General features: G+C 63.9%; 19 protein-coding genes, 1 tRNA gene and 4 pseudogenes. 18 read left to right on the top strand and 6 right to left on the bottom strand.

Annotated elements, in window-relative coordinates:
- Positions 1-38 precede the first annotated feature (38 nt).
- The 3 genes from pstC (at position 39) to pstB (ending at position 2,630) form a co-directional block, all read left to right on the top strand.
- The gene (gene pstC / locus WPS_RS11435; RefSeq protein WP_317994610.1) at positions 39-923 is read left to right on the top strand and encodes a phosphate ABC transporter permease subunit PstC; all 885 of its coding nucleotides are present in this window, start codon (positions 39-41) and stop codon (positions 921-923) included.
- 106 nt (positions 924-1,029) lie between these two features.
- Positions 1,030-1,845 (top strand): phosphate ABC transporter permease PstA, encoded by an 816-nt coding sequence (gene pstA / locus WPS_RS11430; RefSeq protein ID WP_405054958.1) that lies wholly within the window; start codon positions 1,030-1,032, stop codon positions 1,843-1,845.
- On the top strand, positions 1,845-2,630 hold the full coding sequence (gene pstB, locus WPS_RS11425) for a phosphate ABC transporter ATP-binding protein PstB (RefSeq protein WP_405054957.1): 786 nt from the start codon (positions 1,845-1,847) through the stop codon (positions 2,628-2,630). Before pstA ends, pstB begins: the two co-directional genes overlap by 1 nt.
- Before the next feature lie 48 nt (positions 2,631-2,678).
- On the opposite strand, the gene WPS_RS11420 is transcribed toward pstB, so the two are convergent.
- Positions 2,679-3,170 carry a hypothetical protein gene (locus tag WPS_RS11420; RefSeq protein ID WP_317994607.1) on the bottom strand — a complete coding sequence of 164 codons (492 nt, stop codon included), beginning with the start codon at positions 3,168-3,170 and terminating at the stop codon, positions 2,679-2,681.
- Between the two features lie 107 nt (positions 3,171-3,277).
- On the opposite strand from WPS_RS11420, the gene tdh reads away from it, so the two are divergent.
- The 7 genes and pseudogenes from tdh (at position 3,278) to WPS_RS11385 (ending at position 10,348) form a co-directional block, all read left to right on the top strand.
- A complete protein-coding gene (gene tdh, locus WPS_RS11415) occupies positions 3,278-4,372 on the top strand; it encodes an L-threonine 3-dehydrogenase (protein ID WP_317994606.1) in 1,095 nt (364 codons plus the stop codon).
- A gap of 59 nt (positions 4,373-4,431) precedes the next feature.
- Positions 4,432-5,631, top strand: coding sequence for a glycine C-acetyltransferase (locus WPS_RS11410; RefSeq protein ID WP_317994605.1), 1,200 nt, complete (start codon positions 4,432-4,434; stop codon positions 5,629-5,631).
- 69 nt (positions 5,632-5,700) lie between these two features.
- Complete coding sequence (locus WPS_RS11405; protein WP_317994604.1) at positions 5,701-6,207, top strand: hypothetical protein; 507 nt, start codon at positions 5,701-5,703, stop codon at positions 6,205-6,207.
- Between the two features lie 212 nt (positions 6,208-6,419).
- Positions 6,420-7,565: an acyltransferase family protein gene (locus tag WPS_RS11400; RefSeq protein ID WP_405054886.1), complete on the top strand. Its 1,146-nt coding sequence runs from the start codon at positions 6,420-6,422 to the stop codon at positions 7,563-7,565.
- Between the two features lie 81 nt (positions 7,566-7,646).
- On the top strand, positions 7,647-8,864 hold the full coding sequence (locus tag WPS_RS11395; protein WP_317994602.1) for an IS256 family transposase: 1,218 nt from the start codon (positions 7,647-7,649) through the stop codon (positions 8,862-8,864).
- Positions 8,865-9,195: 331 nt separating this feature from the next.
- A pseudogene (locus WPS_RS18225) lies at positions 9,196-9,462 on the top strand (transposase); the annotation flags it as partial.
- A gap of 148 nt (positions 9,463-9,610) precedes the next feature.
- Complete coding sequence (locus WPS_RS11385) at positions 9,611-10,348, top strand: DDE-type integrase/transposase/recombinase (RefSeq protein WP_317994600.1); 738 nt, start codon at positions 9,611-9,613, stop codon at positions 10,346-10,348.
- Here WPS_RS11385 and WPS_RS11380 read toward each other — a convergent pair.
- Positions 10,317-11,309 carry an IS3 family transposase gene (locus tag WPS_RS11380; RefSeq protein WP_317994599.1) on the bottom strand — a complete coding sequence of 331 codons (993 nt, stop codon included), beginning with the start codon at positions 11,307-11,309 and terminating at the stop codon, positions 10,317-10,319. The genes WPS_RS11385 and WPS_RS11380 overlap by 32 nt on opposite strands.
- Entirely contained in the window at positions 11,306-11,674 is a 369-nt protein-coding gene (locus WPS_RS11375; protein ID WP_317994598.1) for a transposase, read from the bottom strand. The genes WPS_RS11380 and WPS_RS11375 overlap by 4 nt, the downstream gene beginning before the upstream one ends.
- A 165-nt stretch (positions 11,675-11,839) precedes the next feature.
- On the opposite strand from WPS_RS11375, the gene WPS_RS11370 reads away from it, so the two are divergent.
- Positions 11,840-12,004, top strand: coding sequence for a hypothetical protein (locus WPS_RS11370; protein WP_405054885.1), 165 nt, complete (start codon positions 11,840-11,842; stop codon positions 12,002-12,004).
- 84 nt (positions 12,005-12,088) lie between these two features.
- Positions 12,089-12,883 (top strand): annotated as a pseudogene (locus WPS_RS11365) (IS256 family transposase); the annotation flags it as partial.
- 123 nt (positions 12,884-13,006) lie between these two features.
- Here WPS_RS11365 and WPS_RS11360 read toward each other — a convergent pair.
- Both WPS_RS11360 and WPS_RS11355 read right to left on the bottom strand, forming a co-directional pair.
- The gene (locus WPS_RS11360) at positions 13,007-14,035 is read right to left on the bottom strand and encodes an IS481 family transposase (protein WP_317994481.1); all 1,029 of its coding nucleotides are present in this window, start codon (positions 14,033-14,035) and stop codon (positions 13,007-13,009) included.
- A 69-nt stretch (positions 14,036-14,104) separates the two neighbouring features.
- Positions 14,105-15,303, bottom strand: a pseudogene (locus WPS_RS11355) (IS256 family transposase).
- A 115-nt stretch (positions 15,304-15,418) separates the two neighbouring features.
- On the opposite strand from WPS_RS11355, the pseudogene WPS_RS11350 reads away from it, so the two are divergent.
- A pseudogene (locus WPS_RS11350) lies at positions 15,419-15,853 on the top strand (transposase); the annotation flags it as partial.
- A gap of 278 nt (positions 15,854-16,131) precedes the next feature.
- Here WPS_RS11350 and WPS_RS11345 read toward each other — a convergent pair.
- A tRNA-Met gene (locus tag WPS_RS11345) sits at positions 16,132-16,208 on the bottom strand.
- Positions 16,209-16,254: 46 nt separating this feature from the next.
- Between WPS_RS11345 and add the strand changes: the two genes are divergently transcribed.
- The 5 genes from add to WPS_RS11320 are packed head-to-tail and all read left to right on the top strand — an operon-like array spanning position 16,255 to position 20,858.
- Positions 16,255-17,274 (top strand): adenosine deaminase, encoded by a 1,020-nt coding sequence (add, locus tag WPS_RS11340; RefSeq protein WP_317994596.1) that lies wholly within the window; start codon positions 16,255-16,257, stop codon positions 17,272-17,274.
- A 4-nt stretch (positions 17,275-17,278) separates the two neighbouring features.
- A complete protein-coding gene (locus WPS_RS11335; RefSeq protein ID WP_317994595.1) occupies positions 17,279-17,968 on the top strand; it encodes a metal-dependent transcriptional regulator in 690 nt (229 codons plus the stop codon).
- Positions 17,965-18,636, top strand: a complete 672-nt coding sequence (locus tag WPS_RS11330) for a rhomboid family intramembrane serine protease (protein WP_317994594.1) — start codon at positions 17,965-17,967, stop codon at positions 18,634-18,636. Before WPS_RS11335 ends, WPS_RS11330 begins: the two co-directional genes overlap by 4 nt.
- Complete coding sequence (locus WPS_RS11325) at positions 18,633-20,591, top strand: ATP-dependent DNA helicase (protein WP_317994593.1); 1,959 nt, start codon at positions 18,633-18,635, stop codon at positions 20,589-20,591. The genes WPS_RS11330 and WPS_RS11325 overlap by 4 nt, the downstream gene beginning before the upstream one ends.
- 45 nt (positions 20,592-20,636) lie before the next feature.
- A complete protein-coding gene (locus WPS_RS11320; protein WP_317994592.1) occupies positions 20,637-20,858 on the top strand; it encodes a hypothetical protein in 222 nt (73 codons plus the stop codon).
- The last annotated feature ends 164 nt before the right edge of the window (positions 20,859-21,022 follow it).

Genomic DNA, 21,022 nt, shown 5'->3' with positions numbered 1-21,022 from the left:
GCCCTTCCGTTCCTTCCTAAACGGAGCACCCTCGAGGAGTGATCGCCGAACAAGCCCGCCGCTCGCATCGCAACGAGCGCATCGCCCTCACGGCTCTGCGTTTCAGCGCGGCGTTCGTGATCGCGGCCATGGGCGCGCTGCTCCTCTACCTCTCGGCAGAGGGGACGAAGACGTTCTTCGTCGACCGCTTCTCGCTGCTGACCTTTTTGTTTTCGCCGGAGTTTTCGGTCGAAAACAACCATCCGGGCGCGGCGGTGTTCGTGGTCGGCACGCTCGCCGTGACGCTCTTCGCGATCGCGGTCGGCGGCCCGTTCGGCGTCGCGGTCGGCATTTTTCTCTCCGAGATCGCGCCCTACCGCATGACGCAAGTGCTCAAGCCTGCGATCGAAGTGATGGTGGGGATCCCGTCGGTCGTCTACGGATGGCTGGGATTGACGCTGCTCGTTCCGCTGATCCGCACGCACACCAGTTCACCCAGCGGCTTCGGCCTCGCTGCCGCCGGCATCGTTCTCGCGATCATGATCCTTCCCACCGTCATCACGCTGAGCGAAGACGCATTCCGTTCGCTGCCGCCGGCGCTCAAAGAAGGTTCGCTCGCGCTCGGTGCGACCCGCTGGCAGACGATCACGCGCGTCCTGCTGCCGAGTGCGGCCAGCGGGATTGCCGTTGCGCTGATCCTTGGGATTGCGCGCGCCGTCGGCGAAGCGCTCGCGATTCAGATGGTGATCGGCAACGCTTCGCAATTCCCGCAAGGCCTCTTCGCGCCGACGGCGACGCTCACGACGGAGATCGTCACCGACATGCCGGGCGCGACCGCCGGCACGCTCCTCGAGCACGCGCTGTTCTCGATGGCGTTCCTGCTGCTGCTCATCGCGATGATCCTTATCGTGTTTGTCCGATTCGCGTTGCGGAAACGCACGTGACGTGAAAATGACGGCCGCTACCCCGAGCTCCCCGGGCGTGCTCGCGACCAGCAGCGTCCGCGCGCGTAAACTGACCGACTCGATCGCGACCGTCGTGCTGTGGGTGATGGCGTCAAGCATCATCGTGATGCTCGCGGCCTTCATCGCGTACATGGGCTTTCTGGGCGGCCACGCGATCTCGTGGCAGTTCCTCGCCGGCGTGCCGAAAGAGACGACGGCGGGCGGCGGGATCGGGCCCGAGATCTATAACTCGTTCTACATCCTCCTCCTGACGCTGGTCTTCACCGTCCCGATCGCGACCGCGGCCGGCGTCTACCTGCAGGAGTACGCGAAGCCGGGCGCGTTCCGCAACATCGTCCAGTTCAGCGCCGAATCGCTGGCGACGATCCCGTCGATCGTGATGGGGCTGTTCGGCCTGCTCGTGTTTGTCTATCTCTTCAAGTGGAAGTTTTCTGCGATCGGCGGTGCGCTCACGCTGACGCTGCTCAACTTGCCCGCGCTGATGCGCGTGACGCAGGAAGCGCTCTCGAGCGTTCCCGACTCGTTGCGCGAAGCATCGATGGGACTGGGCGGTACCAAGTGGCAGACGATCACGCGCGTGGTGCTGCCCAGCGCGATCGGCCGCATGACGACCGGGATCGTGCTCGTCGCCGGGCGCATTTTCGGAGAAACGGCGGCGCTGATCTTCACCGCCGGATTGAGCGTGCCGTTCAACAACCCGTACGATCTGAACCCGTTTCGGCCGGCCGAGACGCTCGCCGTGCACTTGTGGTACACGCACTCGGAGTCGATCGTCCCCGACGTCGACCGCATCGGAAACGGGTCGGCGCTGGTTCTCCTGATCATGGTCCTCTTGTTCAACGTCGCGGCGCGGCTGCTCGGGCGCCAGTTGACCAGACGCTTCACCGGAAGAGCGTCGTGATCGAGACACCCGAGACGACGGCGGCCCCGGCGAAGGACAAGATCGTCGCCAAAGACGTCAACATTTACTACGGGTCGTTCCAAGCGATCAAAAACGCGGCGCTTTCGATGCGCGCCCAGCAGGTCACCGCGCTGATCGGCCCGTCGGGATGCGGCAAAACGACGTTTTTGCGCGCGCTCGACCGCATGCACGATCTCACGCCGGGGGCGCGCGTCGAGGGCCAGATCCTGCTCGACGGCCAGGACATCTACGCGCCCGACGCCGATCCCGTGGTGATCCGCCACCGCATCGGAATGGTGTTCCAGCGGCCCAACCCATTTCCCAAAACGATTTACGAGAACGTCGTCTACGGGCCGCGCATCCACGGCGAACGCAACAAGGCGAAACTCGACGAGGTCTGCGAGCGCGCGCTGCGGGGCGCCGCGCTTTGGGATGAGGTGAAAGACCGGCTGCAGCGCTCGGCCCTCGACCTTTCAGGCGGGCAGCAGCAGCGCATGTGCATCGCGCGCGCGATCGCGCTCGATCCCGAAGTGATTCTGATGGACGAGCCGGCGTCGGCGCTGGATCCGATCGCGACCTCGAAGATCGAGGACCTCATCGGTCAGCTCACGGAGAAGTTCACCGTCGTGATCGTGACGCACTCCATGCAGCAGGCGGCGCGCATCTCCGACTACACGGCGTTCTTCCATCTTGGCGAGATCGTCGAAGTCGGTCCCACGAACCATATCTTCACGCACCCGCGCGAAAAGCGCACCGAAGACTACATCACCGGCCGCTTCGGCTAGTCCCCGTCACGCTGAACGCCCAGTCACGCTCAGCGCGACGAAGTGCGGTTATCCGCCGTGGTCGCCGTGCTCGCCGTGCTCGCCGTGACCGTGTTCGTGCCCGCGGCCTTGGCTGTCGCCATCGTCACCGTGCGGGTTGCCGTGGTGCTTATACCAGCCGCGGTGGAGGCCGTTGTCGTGGCGGATGCCGCCGTACCCGTGACCGTAGTAGTCGGCGTCGTCGTTGTAGTACGCCGGCGTCCCCCACGGATACTGGCCGTTGGCGTTCGGGTAGACGGTCGCGCCGTTGGGAAGCACGATCCGGCCGTCACCGTACACGGTCCCGCCGTTGGCCGTATAACCGACGACCTGATTCGCGGCCTGCCGCTTGTGCTGGTAGTTGTTGTAGAGGATGATCGCGCCGATCGCCGCGGCCGTGTAGAGGATCGTGCGCGTCGTGTCGGCGGTGCTGGCGACGGCCGCCGACGGCACGGCGCCCAGCGAGATCGAGGCCGCGGTGCCGGCCGCGACGATCGCTCGAGAGAAACGGGATGATTGCATGATGAGGAGATTCCCTATATGACGAAGGTCCTATCACGCGCTTGCCCGTTTTCGCCTGCGCTGCCTGCCCGGGGTGGGCCGGGCCGGGTGCGGCGAAGGACTCTGTGATGACGTTCACCAGCGTTGCCCCGCACCGTCCGCTCGTCGATGTCCCCGCCGTGATGCGGGCGCTGCGGAAGAACGCGGGGTCGCCGGGATTCGCGCTGGAGCACGTCCCGGTGCCTGGGATCGGCCCGAACGACGTGCTGATCCGGGTGAAAACGGTCGGTATGTGCGGGACCGACCTGCACATTTACGGCTGGGACCATTGGGCGCAGCGCCGCGTCAAGCCGCCGCTGACGATCGGACACGAATGCATGGGCGAGGTCGCCGCGATTGGGAGCGCGGTGCGCGCCGTGGCGGTCGGCGATCGCGTCTCGGCCGAAGGACACCTCGCGTGCGGCGTCTGCCGCCTCTGTCGTACCGGCCAGGCGCACATCTGCGAGCACGTCGAGATCATCGGCGTCGATACCGACGGTGCGTTCGCGGACTATCTGCGCATACCGGAAGAGAACGTGTGGAAACTCGATCCGTCGATCCCCGACAGCTGGGCCGCCGTCTTCGACCCGCTCGGCAACGCGGTGCACACCGTGATGGCAGCCGACGTCTCGGTGAAATCCGTCGTGATCACCGGCGTCGGCTCGATCGGCTTGATGGCAATCCCGGTCGCTCGCGCCGCGGGCGCGGCGACGGTGTTCGCCGTCGACGTGAACCCGCAGAAGCTCGCGCTGGCCGCGCGCGTCGGCGCCGACGCGACGTTCTCCGCGGCGCAGCCGGATCTGGTCGACGACATCATCACGCGCACCAACGGCGACGGGGTCGACGTCCTGCTCGAGATGTCGGGTTCCGGTTCGGCGATCGACAGCGGTCTGGCGATGGTGCGCAACGGCGGCGTCGCCGCATTGCTCGGCATCCCGTCGGACGACGTCGAGATCAACCTCGCCGAGCGCATAATCTTCAAGGGTTTGACGGTCCTCGGGATCAACGGGCGGCGCATGTTCGAGACGTGGTACCAAACGCAGAGCCTCGTCACGAGCGGCCGCGTCGACCTGACGCCGATCATCACGCATGAACTCCCGTTCGAAGAATTCGACCGCGCGTTCGCTCTGATGCGCTCCGGCGAAGCCGCCAAAATCGTCCTCTACCTCACCGATTCACGCTGAGCTCGTCGAAGCGCAACGATCACCGCTTCCTCGCAGAACCCCGCAATCACGGAGACCGCATGAACACCGCCTACGATCGCCAGCTCGCCGCCGACCTCGACGCGCTGCGCGCCGCCGGCACCTACAAGCACCTGCGCCACCTCACCGGCCCGATGGCCGCAGAGGTGCACATGGAAGAAGCCGGCGACGTCATCGTCCTCTCGTCGAACAACTATCTCGGCCTCGCCGATCATCCCGACGTGATCGCCGCCGGGATTGACGGTCTCAAGAAGTACGGTGCCGGGACCGCGTCGGTGCGCTTCATCTGCGGAACGCTCGACATCCACCGCGAGCTCGAGTCGACGATCGCATCGACGTTCGGCTTCGAGTCCGCGCTGTCGTACGTCTCGTGCTGGGCGGCCAACGAAGGGCTGCTCCCGACCATCGCGACCAAAGGCAACACGATCATCTCCGACGAGCTCAACCACGCGTCGATCATCGACGGCTGCCGCCTCGCCGGCGCGAAGCGCGCGCGCTACAAGCACGGCGACATGGACGATCTCGAACGTCAGTTGCGGGAGGCGGAGGGGACCCCATTCATCGTGACGGACGGCGTGTTTTCGATGGAAGGATCGCTCGCGAAACTGCCCGAGATCGTGGAACTCGCGGAGAAGTATCACGCGGTCACGATCGTCGACGACTCGCACGGCACCGGCGTCATGGGTAAGAGCGGCCGCGGCACGATCGAGCACTTCGGTCTCGAGGGCCGCGTCGACATCCTGACCGGCACGCTCGGCAAGACGCTGGGCGGCGCAGCGGGCGGCTTCGTCGCGGGTTCGCACGCGCTGATCGACACGCTCGTCCAACGCTCGCGCACGCAGCTCTTCTCGAACGCGCTGCCGGCGACCGTCGCGGCGAGCGCAAAGAAAGCCCTCGAACTGCTCGTCGCGCAGCCGGAACTGCTCGAACGTCAGCGCGAGAACATTCGCTACTTCCGCGGCGGCCTCGAACGCCTCGGCTTTCGTCCGCTCGCCGGACCGAGCGCGATCGTTCCGATCATCGTCGGCGACACCGCGTTCGCGATCGCGATGAGCGACCGGCTCCTGAAGGAAGGCGTGTTCGTGACCGGGTTCGGCTTCCCGGTCGTCCCCGAAGGAACCGCACGCATCCGCGTGCAGATCTCCAGTTCGCTGAGTCGCGCCGACCTTGATCGCGCGCTCGCCGCATTCGAACGCGTGGGGACCGAGCTCGGCGTCATCGGCAAACCTGTCTCGGCCTGACGACGGCGCCGCCCGCCGCGTTCCCGACGACTGTCGCATGGGGCGCGGCGCACATTCACCGTTCGCCCGGTGATCCCCGAGGCCGCGCTCGGCTACAATCCCCGCACTATGCGTACGGCAGTCGTTCGGGCGGCATTCGCCGCAGCCGCCCTCCTCGTCGTCCCGGCGCTCGCAGCGGCCGCGCCCAAAACGTTCACCGGCCCAAGTGGCTGGGATCATACCGTCGGCGCGACGCCGTCGGCCAGTTCGCCCCGCGCGCAGGAGACGTGGAAGAAGAACGACGGCGAACTCCTCACCTATCTCGCCGACGGCGGTCTCGCCTACGACGACATCGTCGGGATGGTGAAGAAGAACATCACCGACAACGCCGTCAAGGCGCCGGTCGATCGCGACACGACCTGCGACGGCCATCGCGCCCACGAAGTCGAGATGACGTTCGGCACCTCCGTCGTGCACCAGGTGATCATCGACGAAGCGCCCGGCGTCGCGAAACTGACCTACACGCGCCCGCAAGGTGCGCCCGTCGCCCCCGACGTGGCAACGGATCTGTCGGGATACTGCGGCTGGAGTCACTGAAAGTGCCTGCGGCAGATCACGAGTTGCCGTAGTCGTGCCGTTGTCACAGAGTTAAGACCATTTAGGGCATGAAGGGAAACACGTTGGCGGACTGAACGACAGCTGAAACCGCGTCATGATGAAACCACGTTAATGTTCTCGTTCCGCCGTTTATGGTGCGTTTCGCCCTTTGACGTGACGCCGTGATAAAGCCGCTGACGTCCCTACGCTTCGTGGCAGCTTTGTTCGTGTTTTTCGATCACCTGCCCGCTACGCGTGCATTTTCCGAGCGTTACTCGCTCGGACCGTTAGCTGTGGCGTTTTTTTTCCTGCTCTCGGGCTTCATATTGATGCTCAACTATCGGGAACATTTTGTGCGCGGTGTCACCTGGAACTCAACTCGCCTATTCTACTTGGCGCGTCTCGGCAGAGTTTATCCGCTGCACCTTGTAACGACGGTTACGGCGATTGTCGCCATCATTGCGTACGGCGAGTCACCGCACAACGAGTATGGGAATATCTGGCTTGGCCTGAGCGCCGGCGATCATGCAATCAAGATTGCGGCTGCCGTGCTGTTGTTTCAACCGTGGGCATACAGCCCGCTAGTTATCCTGGGCGTCAATCCGCCGGCGTGGAGCATAGCCGACGAGGCGTTTTTCTATACAATGTTTCCGATCTTAGCTTGGTACGCGAGTCGCGTATGCAGACCGTTCAACTCGGTGGTCGTGTTATCGTTTGCCGCGTTTTTCTGCGTCTTTACCGGAATTGTTCTCTGTCTTGGGTCTGCGGTTCCCTGGATCATCGCGTACTATTTTCCTCCGCTTAGAATTTTCGAGTTCTTCGTGGGAATACTTTTGGCACTTGCGTTTGTGAAGCGTGCGGGAAATGAGGTGCGGTTTGGAACGTCCCTCGAGATGATCGCAGTCGTGGTATTCGTTTGTTCAGTAGCAGTTCTGCCTTTGGTTCCACGAGCACTCCGCTACGCTGTGTGGATGATGCCGGCATCCTCACTGATCATTTCGATCTTCGCGCACCGTGCCGGCGCGCTATCACGTTGGCTTTCGCAGAGCACTTTCGTGCTGCTCGGGGAGATTAGCTTTGCTTTTTACCTTCTGCACGCAATCGTGATCGGCGCTATAAGCAGCGTCTTCGGCGACGGTCTCCCGCAGTCGGTGTTCTCTTTTGTTGTGACGCTAGCGGCGAGTTACGCTCTCTATCGTTGCGTTGAGGTTCCCGCGCGTCGATGGATTCGCGGGCGCGGTTCCAATGGCGCGCGGGTTGCGGGTCCTGCGTTCGAGTTTGTCCGTTCTTCCATGATTGGTCGCCAACGTTCCGCCGAGCCCGAATCACGCTCCGGAAGGCCGAGTCCGTATAATTGATGTAAATTGAGCGGGCGGGTAGCCACCGCCCCGGTTCGAAGATTGACGTTGTTCAACACCTCAATCGAAAGGACCGAAACGGTGGCCGATTACGATCTTACCCTATCCCGCGACGCGATTCCAGCTTTGCTTGATCAGCCGGCGGCGCTCGGCAAACTCGTCGAAGTGATTCTCAACCAAGTGCTCGAGGCACAGATGCGCGATCATCTGGGCGCCGAGCGGTACGAGCGCTGTGAAGAACGGGAGGGCTATCGAAATGGGTATCGCGATCGACAGCTCTCGACCCGCGTCGGCTCGCTGGTCCTGCGCGTGCCGCAGACGCGCGACGGCAGCTTCTCAACCGACATCTTCGAGCGTTATCGCCGCAGCGAACAAGCCTTCGTCGTGGGCCTGATGGAGATGGTCGTCAACGGCGTCTCGACGCGGAAGGTCACGCGGATAACCGAAGGCCTCTGCGGGACGTCGTTTTCGAAATCGACGGTAAGTCGCCTTACGAAGGCACTCGACGAACCGGTCGCGGGATTCTTGAATCGCCGGCTCGACGCAGCGTACCCATTCATCATCGTTGACGCGCTCTTTACGAAGGTGCGCACCGACAAGAGCGTCGTCAGCAAAGCACTACTCATCGCGAGCGGCATTCGCGCTGACGGGTACCGCGAAATCCTTGGTCTTTCGATCGGCGATTCGGAGAGCTTTGCGACGTGGAACGAGTTCTTTCGCGGCCTCAAAGCGCGCGGCTTGCACGGCGTCGACGTTGCCGTCTCCGACAATCACTCGGGCTTACGCGAGGCGATCGCCAAGCAATTCGTCGGCGCGACGTGGCAGCGTTGCCAGTTCCACGTGATGAAGAACTTGCTCGATCACGCGCCCAAGAAAGAACGGGAAAACGTAACCGCTGCAGCTCGGCTGATCTTCCTCGCAACTGATCGCAAAGAGGCCGAGCGTCGATATGCGGAATTCATGGCCCGCTTCGCAGAAACGGCGCCCAAGTCGTGCGTGTGCTTGGAAGGAGCGTTCGAAGACATGCTTGCGATCTTGCCGCTGCCGGAGAAATATCGCCGGCGACTGCGCACGAGCAACATGCAAGAGCGGCTCAATGAAGAGATTCGTCGCCGGGAGAAAGTCATTCGCATCTTCCCAAACGACGCCGCGGCGATTCGCATGGTCGGCGCGCTACTCTCCGAGCAAAACGACGAATGGTTAGGCCGAGCCTACTTCGACATGACCGAATACTTCGAATGGAAAGCAACGACGGTGGCCAAGCCGGCCGCCGTAAAACGAGACAGACGAGCAGCCTAACTTACGCGATCGACGAACCGGAATTACAGCAGATTTGGGACTTGACTCACCGGCTGAGCGTCAGTTGCGGATGTTGCTGGGCGAAGTCGGTGCTACAAAGGGATGGTTTGAACGGCCGTTCTTCAGGATGCACGACAGAGGCCGCTCTAGACAAGGCCCGGACCCCTGGCTGGCGCACCCCCCCCCCCGTGTCAAGATAGAGTGGTACCGGTAGCATAGGGAGTTTTTTGTACAACGTTCGTCGCAGCAGCAGAGCTGTGGATAACGGGGATACTGTGGAAAACATCCGGAACGATGCAAAGCACGCGGGGGCGAGAAAGTCCTGCAACAGATGCAGTCCTCGAACGGAACCGTTTCAACGGAAATCAAGGCAACCAGTTCACCCCAAAAACCTCAGCGACGTCGGTTCTCCGCCGCCGAGAAGCTGCGCATCGTGCGCGAGGCTGATGCGCGTCCAGCCGGCACGATCGGAGCGTTTCTCCGGCGCGAAGGTATTTACTCATCGCAGCTCTATGCCTGGCGAAGGCAGCGCGATCAAGGCGACCTCGATCCAGGTGCGGTGCGCCAACGTGCAAAAGCCAAAATGCAAGCCGACGAGGTTGCGCAGCGGCTCAAAGAACTCGAGCGGGAAAACCGGAAACTCCGTCGCCAGTTGGCGCGCGCCGAGCTCATAAACGATATCCAAAAAAATTTGCGGGGCTCCTGGGCGTCGATCTGGAGAGCCCCGAGACGAACGAGAACGCAGAATGAGTGCGGCGCTGGAACTTGCCCACGAGATTCCGCAGCGCGCGTTGTGCACTGCAGCGGGCATCAGCCGCTCGACGCTGCGGCGCCGCCTAAACGGCACGCCGGAACGACTTCCGTCCGTGATCTCGCGCCGGCGCTCGAGAAGAGCACTGAGCGAACACGAGCAAGCTGAGGTGCTCGCGGTGCTGCATGGCGAGCGGTTTGCCGATCGCGCGCCGGCGACGATCCACGCGACCTTGCTGGACGAAGGTATCTACCTGTGCTCGGTGAGCACGATGTACCGCCTGCTGCGAGCAAACGCGGAGGTGCGCGAACGTCGCCGTATTGCACGTCATCCGGAGTACCGTAAGCCCGAACTGGTGGCCACCGGTCCGCGTCAAGTTTTCTCGTGGGATATCACGAAGCTGCGCGGCCCGCACCCGGGTGAGTGGTTCTCGCTGCTGGTGATGCTCGACATCTTCAGCCGGTTTGTCGTCGGCTGGATGCTCGTGCATCGGGCCAACGCCGAACTCGCACGGCACTTCATCGCGCAGACGCTGGAACGTGAAGGCATCCAGCCCGGGCACGCGATCGTTCACGCCGATCGCGGCGCGGAGATGACGGCGCAACCCGTGTGCGCCCTGATGGACAAGCTCGGCGTCGTACGTTCGCACAGCCGTCCGCACGTTAGCGACGATAACCCCTTCTCGGAGTCCCGACCGGAAGTTACGCGGCTTTTAGGAGTTCGGGTCGGTTGATGTAGGTCGTCGGCTCGAGAGCCGGCGGCTCCGGTTGACCGCGAACGAAACGGTCGGGGTTACGTTCCCAAGCGTGCCGGAGAACCGTACGGCGCGCGTCGCGCCGCTGCTCGGCGCGTCCATGATGCACGTCGCTCGGCGTGAGTAGCGCAATGCCCGTGTGCCGGTGCTCGTTGTTGTACCATTTTACGAATCGACCACACCAGGCGCGTGCCTCCTCGATCGTCTCAAAGTGCTCGGGATACGACGGCCCGTACTTGAGCGTCTTGAAGAGCGACTCGCTGAACGGGTTGTCGTTCGAAACGTGCGGGCGCGAGTGACTGCGCGTGACCGCCAGATCGCTGAAAAGCTGCGCGAGCGTCTTGGACGTCATCGCCGCGCCGTTGTCGCCGTGCACCGTGAGCTGCGACGTGTCGACGCGTTGCGCCGTGAATGTCTGGGCGAAGAGCTCCTCGGCCAGTTGCGCGTCTTCGCGCGCCTCCACGCGCCAACCGACGAGGTACCGACTGAATACGTCGACGATCATGTACAGATGGAAGTACGTCCACTTCCGCGTTCCGGGAAGCCGCGTAATATCCCACGACCACACCTGGCACGGCATCGTCGCGAGAAGCTCCGGCTTAACGCGTGCCGGATGCGTCGCAAGACGCCGCCGTTCGGTCGTTTCCCCGGTCTGACGCAGGATGCGATACATCGTCGAGATCGAGCAGAAATACTCCCCCTCGTCCAAAAGCATGGCGTAGATCGAGCGCACGCTTCGGTCTGCGAAGCGTTCCTGATGCAGCACGGCAGAAACGTTCTCAACCTCAGACGGCGTCAATGCGCGCGACGAAGCACGCCGCGGTCGCGAGAGCGGCTCGATCACTGCGGCGGTTCGTGCGCGCCGATACAACGTCGCACGAGACGCGTTGAGAATACGTGAAGCGTAGCGCCGCCCGACGACGGTCGCAAGGTCGTTCACGATTCCCTCGAACTCGCCTGGGGTTCCGCGTCCTGCTCGGCGAGCATCTGCAAGAGCGCGTGCGCTTTTCCCAGGGCGGCGACGGTCCTCTCCGACTTCGCAAGCTTGCGCTCGAGTCGGGCAATCTGATCGTGCAGGCGACGCGTCTCCGTCGCATCCGGATCTGGACGGCGTCCACGCGGCGCGCGAGGGACGCTTGCCGCGATATGCTTGCGCCAGTTCGAAACGGACGAAGTGTAGATGCCGTGTCGGCGGAGAACCGCGGCGCGCTCGGCGGGCGTTGCGGCGGCGTCGTATTCGGCGACGATCTCGCGGCGCTTTTCCTCGGAGAAAACGCGGCGGGAGGCTTTCTTGGGAAGGTCCACGTCTTGGATCATGGTTCGGTAGCCTTGCTCGCCCTCAGTATTTGTTCCGGCTTGGTGGTCTCACCTCACGTTGACACAGAGAGGTTCCGCACGCTGAAGTACCATCCCGAATTCCCCGATCGATTTGGGTCGTTTGAGCACGGGCACGATTTCGTTGGTGAGTTCATGACCTGGTACAACAACGAGCACCGGCACTCCGGAATCGCGATGCTGACGCCGGCAATGGTGCATCACGGCCAGGCGGACCGCGTGCTCGCCGCCAGACACGACGTGATGCTCGCGGCTTACCGCGCCAAACCGGAACGATTCATCGGGGCAGAGTCCCTATAATTGATGTAAATTCAGCGGGCGGGTAGCCACCGCTCCGGTTCGAAGATTGACGTTGACAACACTTCAATCGAAAGGACCGGAACGGTGGCCGATTACGATCTTACCCTATCCCGCGACGCGATTCCAGCGTTGCTCGATCAACCTGCGGCGCTCGGGAAGCTCGTCGAAACGATTTTGAACCAAGTGCTCGAGGCGCAGATGCGCGATCATCTGGGCGCCGAGCGGTACGAACGCTGTCAAGAACGGGAGGGCTATCGGAATGGGTATCGCGATCGACAGCTCTCGACCCGCGTCGGCTCGCTGGTCCTGCGCGTGCCGCAGACGCGCGACGGCAGCTTCTCAACCGACATCTTTGAGCGTTATCGCCGCAGCGAACAAGCCTTTGTCGTGGGCCTGATGGAGATGGTCGTCAACGGCGTCTCGACGCGGAAGGTCACGCGGATAACCGAAGGTCTGTGTGGGACGTCGTTTTCGAAGTCGACGGTCAGTCGCCTCGCGAAGGCCCTTGACGAGCCGGTCGCGGGATTCTTGAATCGTCGGCTCGACGCGGCGTACCCGTTCATCATCGTTGACGCGCTCTTCACGAAGGTGCGCACCGACAAGAGCGTCGTCAGCAAAGCGCTGCTCATCGCGAGCGGCATTCGTGCTGACGGATACCGCGAGATCCTTGGTCTTTCGATCGGCGATTCGGAGAGCTTTGCGACGTGGAACGAGTTCTTTCGCGGCCTCAAAGCACGCGGCTTGCACGGCGTCGACGTTGCCGTCTCCGACAATCACTCGGGCTTACGCGAGGCGATCGCCAAGCAATTCGTCGGCGCGACATGGCAGCGTTGCCAGTTCCACGTGATGAAGAACTTGCTCGATCACGCGCCCAAGAGATCGTGTCCCCAGCCGTGGTGTACGAGCGGTGGCTCGGCGAGGGTAGCGCTCAGCTGTACTAGCTACTATGTGATCTGACAGTCGTACGATCTTGCGGTAGTGTCAGATAGGTTGGGTTTCAGTCTAAGCGATCTGTTTCTCTTTCGCAAGGGAGACACTGTCGACGAATGTCTGCATCGGCGTCTTGCCGTAGCACCAGCGTCCTTGATGCGGACGCTGCGTGTTGTACTCCTCGGTCCACGCATCGAGGTCCCGCTGCAGTTGCTCGAGCGACGTGTAGATCGTCTTGCGAAACGCGATCCGATAAAACTCATCAAGCATCGTTTTGTGAAAACGCTCGACGATGCCGTTGGTCTGCGGATGGCGTGCCTTCGTTCGGGTGTGGTCGATGTCTTCGATCGCCAGGTAGAGCTCGTACGGATGTCCCTCACGCCCGCAAAACTCCGTGCCGCGGTCGGTCAGGATCCGTTGCAACGTAATCCCGTACTCTTCGTATAGCGGTAACACGCGATCGTTGAGCAGGTCGGCCGCAGTGATTGGTGTCTTGTCCAAATAGAGCTTCGCGACGCCCACCTTCGCATAGGTGTCGATGAAGGTCTGCTGGTAGATGCGGCCGACGCCCTTCATCGTCCCAACGAAGAAGGTGTCCTGCGCGCCGCAGTAGCCGGGGCACTCACTCTCGAACTCGCCGTGCGCTTCTTTCTCGAGCTTGGCACGCTCCAGCGCGACGACTTGCGCCTCAGTCAGGACGAGCCCATCTTGGGCGCTCTTTGCTTCCAGCGCTTTGAGCCGTTTCTTCATCGTCTCAAGATCGTGTCGCAGCCACACCCCGCGAAGTCCCGCCGGCGACATACGCATCCCACGCTTGGCGAGCTCGTTCGCTGCGCGCACTTGACCGTACGCAGGGAACTCGATCGCAAGATCGACAATCGCATCCTCGACTTCGGGAGCAATGCGGTTCTTGAGGTTCGGCTTTCGCTTGGTGATCTCGGCCAAGGCCAGATCGCCGCCCGTCTCGTAGAGGTCTTTGAAACGGTAGAAGCTATCACGGCTGTAACCCATCACGCGGCAGGCTTCAGTCACATTTCCGAGCTGCTTGCCGAGCTGGAGTAGGCCCACTTTCGCCTTGATGACTTTTCGGTCGCTGTTCATGGATGGCTCCTCAGGAGGATTCACCACCGGTATTCGATAACCGTCAGATCAAATCCTGACTTCTACAGCTCAGCCGTTAATCACGGCGGAGAGCTTGGCGGGCTGATTATCGCTGACGGCACTGAGTCCTTCGAGTTGCATGTAGCGCCGCTGCAGTTGCCATTCGTCGTTCTGTTCCAGTAGGAGCGCACCGACGAGGCGTACGATGGCAGCATCGTTCGGGAAGATACCGACGACATCGGTGCGCCGCTTGATCTCCGCGTTGACCCGTTCGAGCGGATTGGTTGAGGCGATCTGCTTGCGGTGCGCCTTGGGAAAGTCCATGTACGCGAGCACGTCGTTCTCGGCGTCGTCCATCATCGCCGCGAGCTTCGGGAACTTCTGCCGAAGCTGCTCGGAGACGATACGCCATTGCTCGTGCGCAGCTTCCGCTGTCTCTTGCGCGAATACCGTGTTGATCAACGCGAGGACCATCTGCCGTTGCCCTTTACCCGCATGTGCGAGCGCGTTTCGCATAAAATGCACGCGGCAGCGCTGCCACGTTGCTTTGAATACTTTCGCGATGGCCGCTTTCAGGCCGACATGCGAGTCGGAAATGACGAGCTTGACACCGCGCAATCCGCGGCGGCTCAAGCTGCGAAGAAAGTCGATCCAGAACGGCTCTGCTTCGCTCGGACCAACCGCGAGGCCCAACAATTCCCGTGTCCCATCGGTGTTTACGCCGACGGCCAGTATCACGGCGACCGAGACGATGCGTCCGCCGGAGCGCGTCTTCACGTACGTCGCGTCGATCCAAAGATAGGGCCAGTCGCCTTCGATCGGCCGGGTAAGAAATGCGTTCACGCGTTCGTCGATCTCTTCGCACAGCCGTGAGACCTGACTCTTGGAGATGCCTGTCATCCCATCGCCTTGACGAGCTCGTCGACCGAGCGCGTGGAGATGCCCTGGATGTAGGCCTCTTGGATGACGGCGGTGAGCGCCTTCTCCGCCGTGCGGCGCGGCTCGAGGAACGCGGGGAAGTAGCTACCTTTGCGCAACTTGGGGATGCGCAGTCCGATCGTGCCGGAACGCGTCTCCCATTGGCGCTCGCGGAAGCCGTTGCGGGCGTTCTGTCGGCCGGGGCCGCGCTCGCCGTAGGGCAAGCCGCAGAGTTCCTCAACATCGATCTCCATGATCCGCTGCCCGGCGTACTGGAGCATCTCGCGAACGAAGTCGACGTCGCCGCCCTTTTCGACGAGCTCGGAAAGTGCGATACTGGGTTTGGCCATCGTGGATCCCTTTCGGTCGGTTATTTGTTGCAAAAACAACCTTCGCCGAAAGCCACGATGGCCGCTCTCTATGCTACAAGGGCGACCCTCTCATACACCACGGGCCGGGACACGATCGCCCAAGAAAGAACGGGAAAACGTAACCGCTGCAGCTCGGCTGATCTTCCTCGCAACTGATCGCAAAGAGGCCGAGCGTCGATATGCGGAATTCATGGCCCGCTTCGCAGAAACGGCGCCCAAGTCGTGCGTGTGCTTGGAAGGAGCGTTCGAAGACATGTTTGCGATCTTGCCGCTGCCGGAGAAATATCGTCGGCGACTGCGCACGAGCAACATGCAAGAGCGGCTCAATGAAGAGATTCGTCGCCGGGAGAAAGTCATTCGCATTTTCCCAAACGACGCCGCAGCGATTCGCATGGTCGGCGCGTTACTCTCCGAGCAAAACGACGAATGGTTAGGCCGAGCCTACTTCGACATGACCGAATACTTCGAATGGAAAGCAACGACGGTGGCCAAGCCGGCCGCCGTAAAACGAGACAGACGAGCAGCCTAACTTACGCGATCGACGAACCGGAATTACAGCAGATTTGGGACTTGACTTCGGCGGATCGCCAAAGCGGATCGTGTTACCGCCCGCGGTGTGGATAAATCCGCCCGCTCACGACGGGGTCGCCGTGTAGGCGCTCACAAAAAGCAGATGACTAACAGGACCAAACACCTTGACAGATTCCGCACCGCTTAAGAGCGTTACGGTCGGAGCCCGTTCAAAGAGAAGCCAGACGCCGGGAAATTAACAGGTCCAGAAAGGCGTACCCTCTGGACCTGTTTGCATGGTTGCGGGGGCGAGATTTGAACTCGCGACCTTCGGGTTATGAGCCCGACGAGCTACCGGACTGCTCCACCCCGCGACGGCGACGGTAAGTATACGACGGCAGTCGAATCGTTGTCAACGCGATGCCCGTCGATCTTGCCGCGCTTCCCAAAGTTCAGTTGCACTGCCACCTCGAAGGGACGGTGCGGCCTGCGACGTTTCGTGCTCTTGCACGCAAATACGGCGTCGACCTGGGCGACCGCGCCGATCCGGAGCGCACGTACGCGTTCTCGACCTTTCGCGAGTTCCTGCTCCTCTTCGCGAAGGTGACCGAGACGCTGCGCGCTCCCGACGACTTCGCGCAGATCGCGCGCGACTACGTCGTCGATGCCGCCGTTCAGGGCGTCGCGTATGCGGAAGTCTTCATCTCGCCCTCGGTGTGGACGTACTTTCATCGCGAACTCGACGTGCGTGCGACCGTCGAGGCGATTCGCGCCGCCCTCGACGAGGCCGGGTCGCCGCTTGGGATCGAGGTCACGCTGATCGCCGACCTCACCCGCAACTTCGGGGTCGAATGGGCCGAGCGGAGCGCTGCCGAGGCGGTGGCCCTCGCCGACCTGGGCGTCGTGGGGGTCGGGCTCGGCGGCGACGAGGCCAACTACCCGCCCGAGTGGTACGGCCGCGCCTACGCGATCGCGCGGGAGGGCGGCCTGCACGGCGTCGCCCATGCCGGCGAGGCGGCCGGGCCGGAGAGCGTCCGCGCCGCCGTCGAGATCCTGGGCGCGGAGCGGATCGGCCACGGCGTCCGCGCCGTGGAGGACCCGGCGGTCGTCGAGCTGCTGGCGGAGCGCGGGATCCCGCTGGAGATCTGCCCAACCTCGAATCGCCTCACCGGCGCCGCGCCCGGCGGCCGGCCGCATCCGCTGGGCGCGCTCGACGCCGCCGGCTGCGTCGTCACCATCGATGCCGACGACCCCACCATGTTCGGAACGACCCTTCTCGACGAGTACGCCTACGTCGCCGGCGAATTCGGCGAGGATGCGCTTCTTCGCTTCGCGGCCAACGCGATCGACGCGTCGTTCGCCCCGCCGGCCGCCAAAGCGCGGCTGCATGCGATGCAGGCGGCGTCCCGGAACTCCGCGCCCGCAGGGCGAAGTCGGTAGCGGGATGGCGGGCCACACGCACTTCGCGGAGTCAACCGAGGAGTATCTGGAAGCGATCTACCGCCTCGAACGCGAGGGCGGCGGCGTGAGCACGTCCGCGCTCGCGGCCGACCTGCACGTCCAGCCCGCGTCGGTCTCCGGGATGCTGAAGAAGCTCGCCTCCGACGGCTACCTCGAATACGAAGTCCGCAGCCAGCCGAAGCTCACGCGCAAGGGCCTCGAACTCGCGGTGCGCGTGATCCGGCGCAACCGGCTCGCCGAAGTCTTCCTGCACGACATGCTCGGCCTTCCGTGGGATCAAGTGCACGAAGAGGCGTGCCGGCTCGAGCACGCGATCTCCGATCGCGTCGAACAGCGTCTCGTCGCGGTGCTCGGCAACCCGCAGGTGTGTCCGCACGGCCACGCGATCCCGCCGCTCGATCTCTCCGAACCGCCGCGGTGTTCGCTGCGGCTGGCCGATGCGCTGCCCGGGTCGACCGTCCGCATCGGTTCGGTCGTCGAACACGAGGCGGCGACCCTGCAGTATCTCGATCGCGTCGGACTGCGGCCGGGGACGGTCGTCGAGGTCGTCGAGCGCGGTCCCGTCGGCGGACCGGTCACCGTCCAGACTCCGAACGGGCGCGCGGCGCTCTCGCTCGAGCTCGCACGCATGATCGCCGTTTCCGCGGAGGCGAGCACGGCGCTCTCTGCGTGAACCTCACCACGCTGCTGATCGCGATCAACGTGATCGCGTTCGTTTGGGAGACCGTCTCGGCGGGCGGTTTCAGAATGCTCACGGGCGACGTCACGAACGCGTTCCTGTTCGACCACGGCGCGCTGGTCGGCTTGGCCGCGACGCAGTACGGTCAATGGTGGCGCATCGTTACCGCGGCGTTCCTGCACGGCTCGCTGATTCACATCGCGATGAACATGTTCGCGCTCAGCCAGGTCGGCACGGTGTGCGAATGGCTCTTCGGCCGCACGCGCTACGCGCTTGTCTACGCGATCGCGCTCGTCGGTGCGGGCGTCGCGATCGCGTACTTCGCACCGCGCGACGTGACGGTCGGCGCGAGCGGCGCGATCTTCGGGCTCTTCGGCGCCCTCGTCGCCGCCGGCTTGCGGCTGGGCGCGCGCGGGCGGCAATTGGTCGGTCAGGTCGTGCCGGTGATCGGACTCAACCTCATCATCACGTTCACGATCCCGAACATCTCGGTTGCCGGCCACGTCGGCGGTTTGATCACCGGTTTCCTCGCCGGTTACGTGCTCTTCACGATGCCTTCGCGTCAGCGCGACAAGGCATACGCGTACGCGTTTCCCGAGAGCGCCGAGCCCGCGGCCGACGAGACGATCGAGCAGGACGCGCGCGCCGAGCCGCAGGCGTGAAACTCGTCGACGACGCGTTCGCGCCCGACGGTCCGATCGCACGCGCGCTCCCCGGCTTCGAGGCGCGCGACGGTCAAGTGCGGATGGCGCGTCTGATCCAGCGCGGCTTCCTCGAGAACGTGCACACGATCGTCGAAGCCGGAACGGGGGTCGGGAAGTCGCTCGCGTACCTCGTGCCGGCCCTGCGTGCGGGCGCGCGTGTCGTCGTCTCGACCGGCACGATCGCGCTGCAGGAACAGTTGGTGCGCAAGGACATCCCGCTCGTCACGCGCGCGCTCGAGATCGACGCGCGCGTCGTGCTGCTGAAGGGGCGCAGTCATTACCTGTGCCGGGCGAAGTTCGAGAAGGAGAGCGGGGCGCGGCTGGTCGCGCCGTCGCTCGCGCTCGAGAAGCTGTGGCGCTGGGCCGAACGCACCGAGACCGGCGACCGCGTCGAGCTGTCGTGGACGCCGCGCGGCGAGGACTGGGAGACGCTCGATGCCGATGCCGACGACTGCGTCGGCGAATACTGCAATCGCTTCTCAGACTGTTTCTTCTTCGCCAAGCGCGACGCGGCGCGCTTTGCGGACGTCGTCGTCGTGAACCACGCGCTGTTCTTCCTCGACCTCGTCAGCGGGGGCGCCCTGCTCCCGGCCTACGATTTCGTGATCCTCGATGAAGCGCATCAGGCGGAGAAGTACGCGACGGCCGCACTGACCGTGACGCTCTCGCCGGCGTCGGTGAACCGCATGATGCGCAAACTGCACCGCACGTACGCGATCCCGGGCGCGCACGATGCCGAGCTCGACGAGGGGATGCGCCGCCTGCAGCAGACGCTCGCGCATGTCCCCGGCGACCGCTACCCGATCGCCGCTAACGAAGCGGTCCCCGACGTGCTCCCGGTGCTGCGCGAGTCGTTCTACCGGCTGGAAAACTGGGTGCACGCGCACTGGCAGGACGGTTTGCGCCGGCCCTCGGGCAACGACGCCGAAGCGGAGCGCCGGCGCGATCTCGCACTGCGCGCGATCGCCGGACACATCGCGACCGTCGATCGCATCGAGCACGCCGCGCGCCAAACCTCCGGCGGCGCGGTCGCCGCCGACGAGATCGATGCGGTGGCGTGGGTCGAGCGCGGCGAAGGCGACGCGCGCTACGAGATCAATGCTGCGCCGTTTCAAGTCGCCGAGTTCCTGCGCGCCGCGCTCTTCGCGCGCACGCGCAGCGTCGTCCTCACCAGCGCGACGATCTCGACGCCGCGCGGCAATCTCGACGGTGAGGAAGCGTTCGGGTTTCTCCGCGCGTCGCTCGGGATCGACGACGCGCAGGAACTGATCGCTCCGTCGCCGTTCGACTACGCGACGCAAGCGCGGCTCTACGTCGCGCCGCCGCACCTCAATCCGAAGTCCGCCGACTTCGCGCGCCGCGCCGCACCGCTCGTCGAAGAGATCCTCGACCGCAGCGGCGGGCGAGCGTTCGTCCTGTTCACGTCGTACGCGCGGCTGCGCGAAGTCTACGCGCTGCTGCGCGAGCGGCTCGCGTTTCCGGTGAAGGTGCAGGGCGATCTGGCGCGCAGCGCGCTGCTGGACTGGTTCCGCACCACGCCCAACGCCGTGCTCTTCGCCACCGGGACGTTTTGGGAGGGGATCGACGTCGTCGGCGACGCGTTGTCGTGCGTCGTGATCGACCGGCTGCCGTTCCCGTCGCCGGCGGAACCGCTCGTTGCGGCGCGTCTCGCCGCGCTCGAGGCGCAGGGCCTGTCGGGTTTCGATCACTACATGATCCCGAGCGCGATCGTGCGGCTCAAGCAGGGCTTCGGACGGCTCATCCGCTCGACCACCGATCGCGGCGTCGTCGCCCTCCTCGACGGGCGCGCCGCCTCGATGAAATACGGCGCGACGATCGTCGACGCGCTCCCGCCCGCCACCCGCATTCACGATCTCAGCGCGCTCGACGCGCTCTTTCGGGGTCAGGTGTGACCCGGTAGGCTGGTCCGCCTACCGCGCCCGGCCGTTAATTGAACTATGGACCGCGTCCAGCTGCGCACCGATCCGCCTCCGGCGCAGGACAACGCGTGCTGGCATTGCGGAACGTCGGTCGCCGGGCGCAAGGTTGCGCGCTATCTCTATCCCGGCGACCGTCCGCGCACCGCGATCATCGAGGACTGGCACGCCTGCCGCTGCGGCGCGTATCAAAACGTCCGCCGGCCATCCGAGATCACGGTCTCGTCGCTCGACCGCACGTAGACGACGCCCGGCGGACGCGGCGAACCCCGGCTCGGCCGCCGAACAGCCGATCGCGTTTCATGCCCGTCGCAGCGGACAAGACCCGGAAGTAAAGCACAAACAATCAGCACGCGCGCTCTCCGCAGCCGTCGCGTTCGCCGCTCTCGGCGTCGCAGCGATCGGCG

The sequence above is a fragment of the Vulcanimicrobium alpinum genome (assembly GCF_027923555.1).
Classification (GTDB): domain Bacteria; phylum Vulcanimicrobiota; class Vulcanimicrobiia; order Vulcanimicrobiales; family Vulcanimicrobiaceae; genus Vulcanimicrobium; species Vulcanimicrobium alpinum.
The sequence above is the reverse complement of the archived record's forward strand: the minus strand, read 5'-3'. Positions and strand labels throughout refer to the sequence as shown.

Excerpts from the sequence above, each read along its gene's own strand:
- pstA (WP_405054958.1), top strand. The coding sequence starts at position 1,030 with ATGGCGTCAAGCATCATCGTGATGCTCGCGGCCTTCATCGCGTACATG.
- WPS_RS11420 (WP_317994607.1), bottom strand. The coding sequence starts at position 3,170 with ATGCAATCATCCCGTTTCTCTCGAGCGATCGTCGCGGCCGGCACCGCG.
- tdh (WP_317994606.1), top strand. The coding sequence starts at position 3,278 with ATGACGTTCACCAGCGTTGCCCCGCACCGTCCGCTCGTCGATGTCCCC.
- WPS_RS11410 (WP_317994605.1), top strand. The coding sequence starts at position 4,432 with ATGAACACCGCCTACGATCGCCAGCTCGCCGCCGACCTCGACGCGCTG.
- WPS_RS11385 (WP_317994600.1), top strand. The coding sequence starts at position 9,611 with ATGAGTGCGGCGCTGGAACTTGCCCACGAGATTCCGCAGCGCGCGTTG.
- WPS_RS11370 (WP_405054885.1), top strand. The coding sequence starts at position 11,840 with ATGACCTGGTACAACAACGAGCACCGGCACTCCGGAATCGCGATGCTG.
- WPS_RS11360 (WP_317994481.1), bottom strand. The coding sequence starts at position 14,035 with ATGAACAGCGACCGAAAAGTCATCAAGGCGAAAGTGGGCCTACTCCAG.
- add (WP_317994596.1), top strand. The coding sequence starts at position 16,255 with ATGCCCGTCGATCTTGCCGCGCTTCCCAAAGTTCAGTTGCACTGCCAC.
- WPS_RS11335 (WP_317994595.1), top strand. The coding sequence starts at position 17,279 with ATGGCGGGCCACACGCACTTCGCGGAGTCAACCGAGGAGTATCTGGAA.
- WPS_RS11320 (WP_317994592.1), top strand. The coding sequence starts at position 20,637 with ATGGACCGCGTCCAGCTGCGCACCGATCCGCCTCCGGCGCAGGACAAC.